General features: G+C 38.0%; 11 protein-coding genes. 1 reads left to right on the plus strand and 10 read right to left on the minus strand.

Annotated features, from left to right (window positions below; all coding sequences use genetic code 11):
* From ASE01S_RS10640 to ASE01S_RS10665, 5 genes are all read right to left on the minus strand, one after another.
* Positions 1-288 (minus strand): helix-turn-helix domain-containing protein (locus tag ASE01S_RS10640; RefSeq protein WP_304504047.1); only part of this gene is annotated, 288 nt, incomplete at its 3' end.
* A 248-nt stretch (positions 289-536) separates the two neighbouring features.
* The gene (locus ASE01S_RS10645) at positions 537-1,259 is read right to left on the minus strand and encodes a MerR family transcriptional regulator (protein ID WP_083512112.1); all 723 of its coding nucleotides are present in this window, start codon (positions 1,257-1,259) and stop codon (positions 537-539) included.
* A 32-nt stretch (positions 1,260-1,291) separates the two neighbouring features.
* Positions 1,292-2,161, minus strand: coding sequence for an Hsp33 family molecular chaperone HslO (locus ASE01S_RS10650; RefSeq protein WP_067841913.1), 870 nt, complete (start codon positions 2,159-2,161; stop codon positions 1,292-1,294).
* Positions 2,162-2,873: 712 nt separating this feature from the next.
* Positions 2,874-4,616, minus strand: coding sequence for a phospho-sugar mutase (locus ASE01S_RS10660; protein ID WP_067841917.1), 1,743 nt, complete (start codon positions 4,614-4,616; stop codon positions 2,874-2,876).
* A gap of 618 nt (positions 4,617-5,234) precedes the next feature.
* Complete coding sequence (locus ASE01S_RS10665; RefSeq protein WP_067841923.1) at positions 5,235-7,301, minus strand: beta-galactosidase; 2,067 nt, start codon at positions 7,299-7,301, stop codon at positions 5,235-5,237.
* Positions 7,302-7,865: 564 nt separating this feature from the next.
* Between ASE01S_RS10665 and ASE01S_RS10670 the strand changes: the two genes are divergently transcribed.
* Entirely contained in the window at positions 7,866-8,819 is a 954-nt protein-coding gene (locus tag ASE01S_RS10670; protein ID WP_067841925.1) for a ribose-phosphate diphosphokinase, read from the plus strand.
* A gap of 190 nt (positions 8,820-9,009) precedes the next feature.
* On the opposite strand, the gene ASE01S_RS10675 is transcribed toward ASE01S_RS10670, so the two are convergent.
* The 5 genes from ASE01S_RS10675 to ASE01S_RS10695 all read right to left on the minus strand — a co-directional run bounded on the left by ASE01S_RS10675 (position 9,010) and on the right by ASE01S_RS10695 (position 13,145).
* A complete protein-coding gene (locus ASE01S_RS10675) occupies positions 9,010-9,273 on the minus strand; it encodes an AbrB/MazE/SpoVT family DNA-binding domain-containing protein (protein WP_067841928.1) in 264 nt (87 codons plus the stop codon).
* Between the two features lie 262 nt (positions 9,274-9,535).
* Entirely contained in the window at positions 9,536-10,393 is an 858-nt protein-coding gene (locus tag ASE01S_RS10680; RefSeq protein WP_067841930.1) for an aldose epimerase family protein, read from the minus strand.
* 149 nt (positions 10,394-10,542) lie between these two features.
* Positions 10,543-11,298, minus strand: a complete 756-nt coding sequence (locus tag ASE01S_RS10685; protein ID WP_067841931.1) for a VOC family protein — start codon at positions 11,296-11,298, stop codon at positions 10,543-10,545.
* Positions 11,299-11,309: 11 nt separating this feature from the next.
* The gene (locus ASE01S_RS10690) at positions 11,310-12,113 is read right to left on the minus strand and encodes a pyrroline-5-carboxylate reductase family protein (protein WP_067841936.1); all 804 of its coding nucleotides are present in this window, start codon (positions 12,111-12,113) and stop codon (positions 11,310-11,312) included.
* Positions 12,114-12,332: 219 nt separating this feature from the next.
* Complete coding sequence (locus ASE01S_RS10695; RefSeq protein ID WP_067841938.1) at positions 12,333-13,145, minus strand: MetQ/NlpA family ABC transporter substrate-binding protein; 813 nt, start codon at positions 13,143-13,145, stop codon at positions 12,333-12,335.
* Positions 13,146-13,268: the final 123 nt, after the last annotated feature.

The following is a 13,268-nucleotide window of genomic DNA, read 5'->3' on the forward strand; positions in this document are numbered from 1 at the left end:
CAATTTGGGAGTTCTAAAATCAGTTTGTGCCTCAAGCTCTGCCACGAAGTCATTAAAGATGTTTCGTACATCCTTTTCATTAACGCCAATTTCATCTGCAACGCTGGTGAAAGTCCTTCCAAGACTGGCTTCTTGAATCCAATTTTTAAGCCTATTAGTAACAGATCGATAGCCATCCATATCTGGTGAACTTTTAAAGAATGTTTCATTGCACTCTCGACATTTATAACGTTGGCGTTTCACATAAATACCAACACGTTTAGCGTGCATTGGCAAGTCATAGAACAGCTGTTTTTTCTATCCGTGTTTATATAAATTTGCAATAGTACCACATTTTTGACAGTGTGAGGGTGGGGAAGAATTATTTTCAACCAGAAATCGGTAATCATCCTCATTCTCCCACATATCCAAAATATTAAGTTTCTGGATGTTAAGCATATTGTCTAACATTTCTATTTCCTTTCTTTGCGTAACAACATACAAAAGCAGTCTAATAGCTTAGCCAATAATTCCCTGGTCAGTGAAGAATGTAATATTCATTCTAATGCTTCCTGTATATACTTATATAATTCGGCATCCATCCCAAACTGCAAACCATTATTAGGGTTTTCTGCATGGAATTTTTCAGTTTGTTTTCTTAAATCTTGGTCATGCCCTATGAATGAGTAAACAATGTCAGCCCATTTTTTTGCCAATGCTTGTACCTTACTACTCTTAGGCGGTGTTCCATTTTCTTTTTCCAATTGTATTCTTTCCAAAATCATTTTAAATTCTTGTTCTATTTCTTTTAAAATACCTTCATCATATTGATCATAATAATGTTTCATCATGTCTAATTGCTCTTTTGTAAAGTATTTTTCTTGATACATTTTCATTGCTCCTAATAGTTTTGTTAATTCCTCTACGGACATTATTTTTTTACTACGAATTGTTTTTAAAGCACTCTCTAATTCATATAGTAGATTTTGTTGAACTTTTATATCTCTTTTTATACGTGTTATTTGGGTTTCAATAATATTTGTGGCAAAACCTTTTTCTTTGTTCGTAATGACAGACTTTATATCATCTAAAGATAACCCAATTTGTTTTAATGCTAAGATCTGGTGTAGTTTTGACAAATCCGATTTTGTGTAAAGCCGGTGTCCAGACTCTGTATATTGTGAAGGAGAAAACAAATCAATTTGATCATAATATCTTAAAGTTCTTATCGTTAAGCCTGTTAATGATGCGATCTCTCCTACTTTCCAGTATTCTTTCATACAGTATTCACCCTTATAAAATGTATTAACATTTACTTCAAAAGTGCTTGGATTTCATTATAATTGAAGCAATATGTCCTTCCACAAATTTGACAAGTTGTATCAATAGCCTCTTGATTATAAATTGCTTGTTTTAATTCACCCTCACTTAAAGAATGCAGCATCCCGTAGAACATTTCTTTGGAGCATCCACAGAAAAATTGGATAGGGCTATATCCTATAACTTTAACATCCTTAAATAGCTCACTTAGCTTTTCTTCAATATTGTTTTTGCTATATTTATTCAAACTGGTAAAGAACTCTCGATTTATATTAACCGTGTGTTTTACTTCATCAATAAGGTCAGGCATAGCACCAGGAAGTAATTGAGCATATATAGCATTACTGAATCGAAAACAGCTGTCATTTCCAAATCTAATATTGGCTTCTATATATGTTTGAATTTGCTCACTCTGAATAAAATAATGTGAAATGTCACCATCAATGTTTTGGTATGGCATATCAGTTATGCCAGTAAATTGATTCATAGCCGATCCTTTTATCACACGAATAGTTCCTTTATGACCAATAAGGCGATCAAGCGATATTTTATTAATATAATCAGCAGGGGCTTTCAATAATTCTCCGTTGAGATAACCACGGACATTTCCTTTTGCATCTGCATCGGCAAAAACTTTATATTTGGGGTCACTCATTGTCATTTGGAGACTTATTCTTTGATTCCCTTTTAAAGCTCCTGTAATTATGCTTACTACTGAAATGGTTTTTCCTAATGTAAGTTTAAGAATATTGTTTGTTTCTTTGTTAAGGCTAAGAATTTCATTAATTAATTTTGTATTATCAACAAAAAACAAACGAACTTGATTGTCATAAATTAGTGTCTTAACAATTGTGTTTTCCATTTTACTTTTCCTTTCTATTATTCATTGCTAAGTACACTATAAAACATAACCTTACGTAAGGTTCAAGACCAAATAAAAATTTCATGTATCTTTGATTTCCACATGATTATCCGATTTAGGTATTTTTAACATCAAATTAGAATTGTTGTTTTCCACACGAAAATCCGAATACCCGATTTTAATAATATTAGGTATTTATAATATGAAAGCTAAAGAGCGATTTTTCTTAGAAAAATCGCTCTTACTTTTTTTATTCATTTCTGACCAAAGTTTAGAGGTTATTTTAAGTAGTTACCAATCGCAACTCTTATCATTGTGGACCACGCTCACCTCTCTAAAATGACAGTCTTCTTCTAACTTGACACCTTTAGATTAACTGATAAAGTGAAACTTCATTTAGGTGGTTTTTTTTCCATCTCCCTCTGAACGTCAGTTGAACCAATCGGGCCGTTACTGGCTGTTGGATCTCCCATTTAGCCATGACGTGGTCACTTATTTCTTGAAGTGGGAGTCTTACAAAAGCCCTTCGATGGGGCGAGTAATCGCAGCCCCAGCCAGTTACTCTGCGATAAAGTGAAACTTCGTTCAGAGGGGCGTTTCCCATCCCCCTTCTGAACGTTAGTTGATCCAATCGGGCCGTTACTGGCTGTTGGATCTCCCCCTTAGACATGACGTGGTCACTTATTTCTTGAAGTGGGAGTCTTATAGACAGTTACTCTGTGATAAATTGATTGACACGCTCCATCACTTCTTGTTCTATTAAGCTGAGCTTTTCTTTCGCTTCTTGCTCTGTCTGACCTTTAACTGCAAAATAGAACTTCACCTTTGGTTCTGTACCAGAGGGACGTACGCAGAACCACGAATGATCAGCTAAGAAATATTTCAAGACATTTGCTTTTGGAAGGGTAATCGCTTCACTAGAATCTGTGACCATATTAAAGCGTTCACTTGTTTGATAATCTTCGATCGTTACAACCTGTTGCCCTGCAACCGTAACTGGCGGATTTGTTTGAAAATCAGTGAGAAGCTCTTTAATCTGCTCAGCACCAGCTTTACCTTTTAAAGTTAACGACTGTAAAGACTCATAATAAAAACCGTATTTCTCAAATACCGCTTGTAGACCTTGATAAAGGGTCTTTCCTTGCCCTTTATAATAGGCTGCTACTTCTGCTGCAAGCATACTAGCTTGGACTGCATCCTTATCACGGACAAAATCCCCAACTAAATAACCGTAGCTTTCTTCATAGCCAAATAAGAAACGGTTTGCTCCGGTTTCTTCAAATTCTTTAATTTTTTCACCAATGAATTTAAAGCCCGTTAAAGTATCAATGGTTTCAAGTCCATGTGCACGAGCAATATCACGTCCAATTTCGCTTGTCACAATTGTTTTCAGTACCGTTGCATTACGGGCAAGGGTTCCGTTGGCTTTTTTCGTCTCAATTAAATAGTCAAGCATTAATGCACCGACCTGATTACCTGTTAGAACGCGATAATTACCTTGGTCATCCTTGGTAGCTACTCCGACACGGTCTGCGTCAGGATCTGTACCAATTAAAATATCAGCATTTGTTTGTTCACCTTGCTTAATTGCTAGTGCAAATGCTTCATGTTCTTCAGGGTTTGGAGAAGTGACCGTACGAAAGGTTGGATCAGGCTGTTCTTGCTCCGGTACAACATCGACATGCTTAAAGCCCATCCCCTTTAACGCTTTCCTAACAGGGACATTCCCCGTTCCATGTAAAGGCGTATAAATAATTTTCATTTGATCGGTGACAGCTTCTATAACAGATGGCTGTTGAACGATGGTCTTTAGTTTTTCTTGATAAGCCTGATCAACTTCTGCCCCAATCATTTCTATTAGGCCATCTGCTTTTAACTGTTCTTCGTCACCAACACTAACTTCTAACTCATTGTCAACTTGATTCACTTTAGCTATGATCTCTGCAGCCATTTGAAGTGGAACTTGCCCGCCATCATGATTATAGACTTTGAAGCCATTGTATTCGGGAGGATTATGGCTTGCAGTAACCATAATACCACTAAAGGCTTGTAGATATCTGACCGCAAATGATAATTCAGGTGTAGAGCGTAACGATTCAAAGACATAGGCTTTAATACCATGACCTGCCAATGTTTTAGCCGCCTCCATTGCGAACAATGGTGATTTAAAGCGGGAGTCATAAGCAATGGCTACACCACCTTGTTTAGCCGCTTGTCCTTGATCAAGAATATATTGAGCTAAGCCTTCTGCAGCCTTACGAATCGTATAAATATTCATCCGGTTGGAACCCGGACCCAATTCTCCTCGCATCCCGCCCGTGCCGAATTCTAAATTCTTATAAAAGCAATCCTCTAGCTTTTTAGGATCAGATGCTAGTTCTGTTAATTGTTCACGTAACTCTTGATCTAACTCAGCAAAGTTAGCCCATCTTTCATATGTACAACCCCAATTCATTTTATCGCCTCCACTTTAACACTATCGTTTCTTATCTTTAACATTATAACAAATTAATCGCTTTTAATGGATGAAAACAATAATTTTTTCAAATATAGGCTATAGAAGATTAACGAAACAACTTTCAATACAATAAAGTGAAACTTCGTTCAGTGGGGGGGCGACGCATAGGATGTGCTCGTGCAGACGTTGCAACACGACGTCGCGAACTTAGTCAGTTTCCTCTCTCCCACACCGGACGTTAGTTGAACCAATCAGGCCATTACTGGCTGTTGGATCTCCCACTTAGATATGACGTGTTCACTTATTTCTTGTAGGGGGAGTCTTACAGGTACAGACAGTTACACTGCGATAAACGGTGAGATGGCATTAAATAAGCCTTAGCGTATTTGTCTGCCCAGATTTTATCAGTTTTCACTCGATAAATTTTCCACTGGAAATATAGCGTCCATTGAAGGCTTTATCTTTATTCAGCTGGGGTTTTACCCACACTTATCTGAAGACAACTAGGCATGGATCTCACCACTTATCGAAGTGGGGACTTCTACTGAAAAAAGTTAAAACCAGACTAAGAAGTAGGGAATGTCACTTGTCGATGACATTCCCAATCTTAGTTTTTTATCCTAGCGTTCGTTTTAATATCCGGACACCATATCCCTCTATTTCTAGCTCACTATCTATTTCCTTCCCCCGGATGATATCAAAGTAATTTGGCTGATCAAGTAAAACCTTTTGTGATTGATTATTGAAGTTCAGCAAGAAGACAAAGTCATCGTGATCAGTGGAACGGATCTGTGCCGTTACACCAGTTGGCAAATCTTGTTCAATAACCTTCTTTAAGCCGATCTGTTTAGCTAACGCTCGATAAAAATCACGATTGAAATCAAGTTTTTGTCGAGCCGCCATATAGTAAGCTTTTCCTTTACCGAAGTGATTCACTGTTAATGCCGGACGTCCAGCATAGAAATCTGCCTGGTAGCTTGCTAATACTTCTGCGCCTTCTAAATGAATAAGATCACACAAATCACGTACTTGGTAAGAACCTGATAACCCAAGTTGGTTATTGGAAGTAAATTCAATCAGATTTGCTTCATGATCATAAAGGGCATCGATCTCCTCAGACCAAATACCAAGTGTTTGACGAAGCGGACCTGGAAAACCATTTAAAAAACATAAATCTGTTTCATTAACAATACCAGACCAGTATGTGGTGACAAAGGTTCCCCCCACTTCAACAAACTGCTCAATACGCTCACCCACACCTTCTCGTACCATATAAAGCATTGGAGCGATCACCAGCTTATAGCGTGAAAAGTCTCGGTCCATTCCAATGACATCCACGGGTATCCCTTGCTCCCAAAAGGCTTGGTAATGCTCTCTTACAGTTCGCTCATAATGTACACCTATATTTCTAGGTCCTTGAGCATCCTTGATCGCCCAGCGGTTTTCTGTATCAAAAATAATCGCAACTTCCGATTGCACCGACGCTCCTGGAAGATCTGATAACTTCGCTAATATCTCACCAACGTTTGCCACATCTTGAAATACCCGAGTATGTTCATGTCCAACATGATCAACTACGGCACCATGAAATTTTTCACTTGAACCACGACTTTTCCGCCATTGGAAATACTGAACAGAATCTGATCCATGCGCAACGGCTTGGAGCGAGGAAAGTGCGTGCATGCCCGGCTTTTTCAGTTTACTAATCGCTTGCCAATTGGTCAGACTTGGTGTACTCTCCATTAATAAGAACGGCTGTCCACCCTTGAGCGATCTAAACCAATCATGATTCATGGCCGTGCGAGCCGCAACCTCATACTCGTCCTCTGCCATATGCCATGTTGGATAGGAGTCCCATGACACAATATCCAAATGTGGCGCAAATTTTTCATAATCTAACCCTTCAAACAGTTCCATGAAATTCGCAATAACTGGAAGGTCTGGGTTGTGTGCCTTTAGTGGCTTAATTTCATGCTGAAAAAAGTCAATGGTTTGGTCGGTCACAAAACGTTTCCAATCTAGGTTTTGACCATGCACCATCATTTCACCATGAGGCGCAGGGGATTCGACCTGCGACCAACTTGTATACGTATGACTCCAAAAAGTCGTCCACCAAGCCTTATTTAACTGATCCAAGGTTTGATACTTGTTTTTGAGCCAGTTGCGAAACGCCTCCTGACAATATGGACAATGGCATTCCCCACCATACTCATTTGAAATATGCCAGCCAATTACTCCTGGGTGTTGACTATAGCGTTCTGCCAGCTTAGTATTAATGATTTCTGTTTTTTCACGATAGACAGGTGAAGTATAACAATGGTTATGGCGCATTCCATGTAAATTTCGCACCCGATTTTTTTCAATACGTAGTACTTCAGGATATTTTTCTGACATCCATGCTGGTCTAGCTCCTGTTGGTGTAGCTAAAAATACATAAATCCCCTCACCATAAAGTCGATCGATAACATGATCCAACCACTCAAACTGAAAGCGACCTTCTTCAGGTTCTAATTTAGCCCATGAAAAAATGCCAACCGACATCACATTACAATTTGCTAGCTTCATCAAACGTAAGTCTTCTTCAAAAACACTAGGATCATCAAGCCATTGTTCAGGATTATAATCAGCTCCATGTAATAACTTTGGGAGCTTATTCGTTACTGGTTTAAACATTCTTCTCATCCTCACATCATATGATTTAGATTCAAAATTCAATAAAATGTTAAGTATCACGAACCATTATGGGTTCATTCTTATAATACTCACGTTGCTAAAGGCATACGCCCCAAATCTTTAGCAATCTAAAAAACGAGCAAAACATTAGATAAAGTCTAACTTTTTAGACAACATTTTAAGATCCTCCCTTTATTAAATTAATTTAACTTAATAATAATTTAATTATAAAGCGATTACATAATAATGGCTACCTAAAATGAAACTTCGTTCAGTGGGGGGCGACGCATAAGATGTACTCGTGCAGACGTTGTGACACGAGGTCGCGAACTTTTGCTTTCAAACGAATCCCAACCTTTTATGATTAATCTATTAAATTTATTATAATTAATTCACTAAAAAGTTTAAAGAACCAGCCTTAGACATAGGTCGCCTTTAACTTATCTTTGACCATTTACTCTTATAAGGAAATTTTCTTAATTAGAAATTCTCGCTAACAAGCTAGTATTATCCACTCAATTGTTTTACAATAGTAATGATAACAGTGTTAACAATCAAAAGGAGCGATTGTGCGTGTCAAGTAACCATTTAAAAGATGAAATGAAAATTTTTAGTCTGAGTTCAAATAGACCTTTGGCTGAGGAAATTGCCCAAAACTTAGGTGTTGAACTTGGAAAATGTACGATTAAAACGTTCAGTGATGGAGAAATTCAAATCAATATTGAAGAAAGTGTACGTGGCTACGACACCTACATCATTCAATCGACTAATGATCCATCTGATCAGCATATTATGGAATTATTAATTATGTTAGATGCCTTTAAACGAGCATCTGCTAAAACAATAAATGTTGTCATCCCTTATTATGGGTACGCACGACAGGACCGAAAAACAAAGGCACGAGAGCCTATTACAGCCAAACTTATTGCGGATTTAATTGAAAAAGCTGGAGCGACTCGCGTCATGTCAATGGATCTTCATGCAACTCAAACTCAGGGCTTTTTTGATATTCCTGTCGATCAGCTTAATGCTATTCCGATTCTAGCTCGTTACTTTTCCGAGAAGAAGCTTGAGGACGTCGTCGTTGTAGCACCAGATCATGGAAGTGTTAAACGAGCTCGTCAATTTGCCGATCGTATCCATGCTCCAATTGCCATTCTTGATCGACGTGGGCCTCGAGAGTTAGATACCTCACATTTGTCGGTTGTAGGGGAAATAGAAAATAAAGTAGCTATTTTAATTGATGACATCATTGATACTGGTCGCCGTATTTCAACTGGAGCAAAAGCATTGATAGAAAATGGTGCCAATGAAGTATATGCAGCCTGCACTCATCCCGTTCTATCTGGCATCGCCATTGAATATATCAATGAATCCCCAATCAAAGAATTAATTGTGACGAATACTATTTTGATTGGACAAGAAAAATGGAGTGATAAAATCACCCCACTAAGTACTGCTCCACTTTTCAGTGATGCAATTATCCGCGTCCATCGTGAAGAGCCTGTCAGTCCACTATTCAACTAGTACTTTTATCGGTCTATCTAGGTCAAAGAATCCTCAGGTAGCAGGTGAGCCGGTGCTGTTTTCAGCACCGGTTTTCATTAATAGACGTGTTCCCTTATTTCTTGAAGTGGGAGTCTCACAGCAGTTACACTGTGATAAAAATAGGATACCCGTTAATAAACGAATATCCTGAGTAAGCTATTCTTCTATTTTATTCTAGCTCTTCTAGCAAGATCTTCATTCCAGCTTTACTTAAAATGACCTTTCCATCACATAATACGTAATTGTCATCACTTATTTCACCAGTGACCATACATTCCTTGACTGGTTTAAATTTCCGCAAGACAATTCGTTCTCCATCAATAAAAATCTCTAGCGGGTCTTTGGTTGCAATATCAAGTGATGTACGCAATTCTTTTGGTAGTACAATTCTACCCAAATGATCAGTTTTTCGGACAATACCAGTACTTTTCATGATATGCACTACTCCCTACTATATTTTATTTTAATTATTTACAGCATACCATAATCGGAAGCTTTTGGCATATAATATGGTTAAATAAAATAGAGTTTACCTATATTATAAAGTGAAACTTGTTCAGTGGGGGTTTTACAGCCAATTACACTGCGATAAAAAGACTAGGCCTGTCATCTCTCTCTTCTCTGCCCCGTGTTACTCTACATCTAAAGAAAAACCAAAGCATGAAATGCTTTGGCTTGAATGTTTTCAGTTATACTTAGACTACTTGAAAGCTTATCCATGTTTCAAAGGCTTGTTTCGGTTCAACAATAATCAGCTCATCTTGACGTTCCATTTCGCCTGTCTTCGCCGTCCATGGCTCAATACAAACAAATTCTTTGTCTAGTTCGGTCCACAATACTGTATAGTGAAAGTCCTTCGCCATTTCAATATGAACATCCATATCATCTAATTTGGCGTCAACATCTGTTCGTTTATTTTCTAGCACTACTGATTCGGATAACCTCTTTAAGTCGATCTTACCTGAGAAATCTTTTGTCATACCATCATTATAATCATAATAAGTAGTAGTACCTGTATCAATGGAGACAACTTTCGACTGGGCTTTAAAATATGGATGTAATCCCGGGTAAATTGGCATTGGGTGATTTCCAACATTACGGTACGTTTGATAAATAAGCAATTGGTTATTCTTGAGGGTATATGTAAAAATAACCTCAAAATCAAAAGGATAGGCTTCTTTCGTGCCAATGCTGCTTTCAAATAATATAGAAATAAATGCTTTATCTTCACCTGCATAGGTTTCGATAACTTCCCAAGGGTGAATACGCGCAAGCCCATGATTGGGCATGTGATATTGTTTATTTTCCCAATGATACTGGCCATCCGGTAATTGTCCAGAAATCGGAAATAGAATCGGAATACCGCCTCGAATATTTTGCTTACGGTCATATAAGGTTTCTTCATTTAAATATAGCTTTTCTTCCCCTTGCGTACCATACCCAATAATAATCCCACCACGTTCAGGACATACAGTAATCCACGACGTTTCATCTTGATTGCTTAGTTGATACATCGTAAACATTTGTTTCTCAAAGGTTTCAATTTTATACATAAGCTAGATATCCCCTTAACGATTTTTGTTCATATCTTTTTCTATCTGTACAGTAGTCTAAGCAAGACCTAACATTTTATTTATCAATTGTTAGATCAACACACGCTGTTACTATTATACTAAAAATCGTTAGGCTTGAATATCTATTTTTAAAAATTTGTCGAAGTTAGACGATAACAAGCACCACTAAATTTAATAATCTGTTCATAATTTGCCTTAATGACAAGTTCTGCCAGCTTTGCTTCATTCCCCTGTTTAAAAACGAAATATTTCCCGTCAGTTACTAGCTCCGTTGGATTAGATTTTTCAAGCTGAAAAATAGTTGACCAATGTGAAACAGTTGCAACCGGGTCTGGCACTTGGAAAACAGCCTTATGCATGGATAGATTACCTGCAGGATGCTCAGAAATAATTCTCTCATTCTTTAAACGTTCTCTACGCTCATGATCACTCTCTGACCATTGAATGACAAAAGGATACGGCAATCCTTGAAAATCACCCGCTATCGTCATCATTTTCCATTCAATTAAATGGCCATTTCCATCATAGCGTTTACCGGCCATAATGGGGGAAACCTGGATATCTTGATTCAATAGCTGTTGTCGGACCACTTCAATATCATCTGTACGAAGTGCTAAGCGACTTAACCCTTCATGATCAGGTAATAATCGCACGGCATCTAAGACAACTTGATTTGGATCCTTAATCGCTTCCGCTCTCTCTCTATCTTCTATCGCTAGAAATTCTAAATAGGTTAGATCAAAATAACTTAATACATTATAGGTACCCCAGTGCTTATGTGAACCACCAAAAAAAGCTGTAATGTTATGTTGGTTAAAGACGCCCCGGGCGTGCTCCAAATCATTGACATAATGGACAGTATGATCCCAAACTAGCTTACTCATTGTATCTCCCCCTATTCATTTGCAAGCTCTGTTGTACGCTGAACTGCCTTCAACACACTTCGCTGAAGACCAGCAGCAAAATCTGAACGATTTAATTCATGTAGAGCATTTATTCCCACTCCTGCTGGAGAATTGTTAATATCTAAAAGCTGGCGTGGATGCTTATCTGTCCGCTTAAGCATCTCAACTGCACCGACCATATTTTCTAATGCAAGCTCCCATGCTAATGAACGAGGTAAACCTGCCAGGACCCCTGCATCAGCAAGTGATTCAATAAAATAATAGATGTAATTAGGTCCTGCTACACCATAACCTGTAAATACATCAATTAAGCGTTCTTCGATGTACTTTACTTTACCGAATCCTGTTAAAAATGATTCAACATCAGCTATTTCGGCCTTTGCATTTAATGCCACCCCACTAAAACCAAACCCAGTGTCCGTTAGTGTATTCGGAATAACTCTGATAATCGGATACGCTTCATTTAACCAGGCCTCAAACTGCTCAATCGTAACTCCAGCGACGATTGACAGTATAGGAACTGTTGTTGGAGCAATTGCTTTAATCGATTGACAAACTCCAACTAAATCATCTTGAGGTCGAACACCAATAATAATTAGCTCTGCTTTTTCCAAAGAGTTTTGTAAATCTTGGCTAGCATGAATCTGGTACGTTTCATTTAAATAACGTACGCGTTCTTGATTAATGTCTGTTACGGAAATGGCGTCACTTGAATAAAGCTTATTGTTTAGTAAAGCCCGAATAATTGCCTCAACCATCTGACCGCCACCAATAAAGTGAATTTGTTTATTCATCATCCCACTCCTTTTTATCGTTCTTTATTTATGATAGAAATTGTTCAAAACTTACCAAACGATTAAGAACAGATTTCCCTGTCGCCCTGTTTTGGTTTCCAATGCTTAGAATCCATACATGTTGAATCAACACAGTTAACCTTTAAAAAACTTTTTAAACACATATATATAGAATTAAAAATCAGTAGGATGTTGGGCATCACTACTGATTTTTGTCTTTTAGTTATTCTCCCATGCTTCTGGAAGAATAAAGCCATCATACTTAGATTCACCTTTGATGTACGCCTCAAATTCTGGTGACTCGTAAGCCTCTTTTAAATCTTGGGCCCATTGCTGATCAAGGTTCTCGGCTAAAATAGAAACAATAATCCGATGCTCCTCAGGTGTATTCTCAATTGCTAAACCATCAGCAATCCGCATGTCAGCTTCTGCAATATAATTACCATTAATAACACCGAAATCAACATCTTCTAATGAAACTAAAATTTGGGCTGGATCAAGCACTTTAAATTCAATTTCATAATCTGCTGATGAAACACTATTTAGGTTAAAGTTGGTCGTACCAGCATCTTCAGCTACGGTTACCCAACCTAAGTCTTCTAAAATACGAACCGCACGTTCTTGATTAACCGGATCGTTAGGTAAAGCCACGGTTGAGCCATCTTCTACCGCATCTAAAGAGTCATGACGCACGGAATGGAGTGATTGTGGTGCACCTGGAGCAAAGGTAAGTGAAACCATTTCAATTCCTAGCTCTTCATTAATCCCTTCCATATAAGCTGTACTTTGGAAAACACTAGCGTCAATTGCCCCTTCTGCCATTGCCGGGTTTACCTGCATGTTTTGTGAGAAAACACGAATATCAACATCGTAGCCTTTTTCCTCTAAAATCGGTAAGATCCCTTCACGGAATTGTTCTTCATATGTTCCTACACCAAATCCAACTGTAATGGTATCTGTTTCGTTGTCATTTCCACATGCGGCTAGTATGGTTAACAATACCATAAAAAATAAAGCTAATATACGTTTCATTGTTTTATCCCCCTTAAATTATGTGTCTACAGAACGGCAAATGAGAAGCGAACAAGTCGTGCATCAGAACGTATACCTTTAGCTATGCAAGTTGCGTACTGAAAAACGACGCTTACCATTTGA

Origin of the sequence: Amphibacillus sediminis NBRC 103570 (assembly GCF_001552275.1) — a bacterium.
GTDB classification, from domain to species: domain Bacteria; phylum Bacillota; class Bacilli; order Bacillales; family Amphibacillaceae; genus Amphibacillus_B; species Amphibacillus_B sediminis.

Coding starts and splice junctions, on each gene's coding strand:
- ASE01S_RS10645 (WP_083512112.1), bottom strand. CDS start 1,259: ATGAAAGAATACTGGAAAGTAGGAGAGATCGCATCATTAACAGGCTTA.
- ASE01S_RS10650 (WP_067841913.1), bottom strand. CDS start 2,161: ATGGAAAACACAATTGTTAAGACACTAATTTATGACAATCAAGTTCGT.
- ASE01S_RS10660 (WP_067841917.1), bottom strand. CDS start 4,616: ATGAATTGGGGTTGTACATATGAAAGATGGGCTAACTTTGCTGAGTTA.
- ASE01S_RS10665 (WP_067841923.1), bottom strand. CDS start 7,301: ATGAGAAGAATGTTTAAACCAGTAACGAATAAGCTCCCAAAGTTATTA.
- ASE01S_RS10675 (WP_067841928.1), bottom strand. CDS start 9,273: ATGAAAAGTACTGGTATTGTCCGAAAAACTGATCATTTGGGTAGAATT.
- ASE01S_RS10680 (WP_067841930.1), bottom strand. CDS start 10,393: ATGTATAAAATTGAAACCTTTGAGAAACAAATGTTTACGATGTATCAA.
- ASE01S_RS10685 (WP_067841931.1), bottom strand. CDS start 11,298: ATGAGTAAGCTAGTTTGGGATCATACTGTCCATTATGTCAATGATTTG.
- ASE01S_RS10690 (WP_067841936.1), bottom strand. CDS start 12,113: ATGAATAAACAAATTCACTTTATTGGTGGCGGTCAGATGGTTGAGGCA.
- ASE01S_RS10695 (WP_067841938.1), bottom strand. CDS start 13,145: ATGAAACGTATATTAGCTTTATTTTTTATGGTATTGTTAACCATACTA.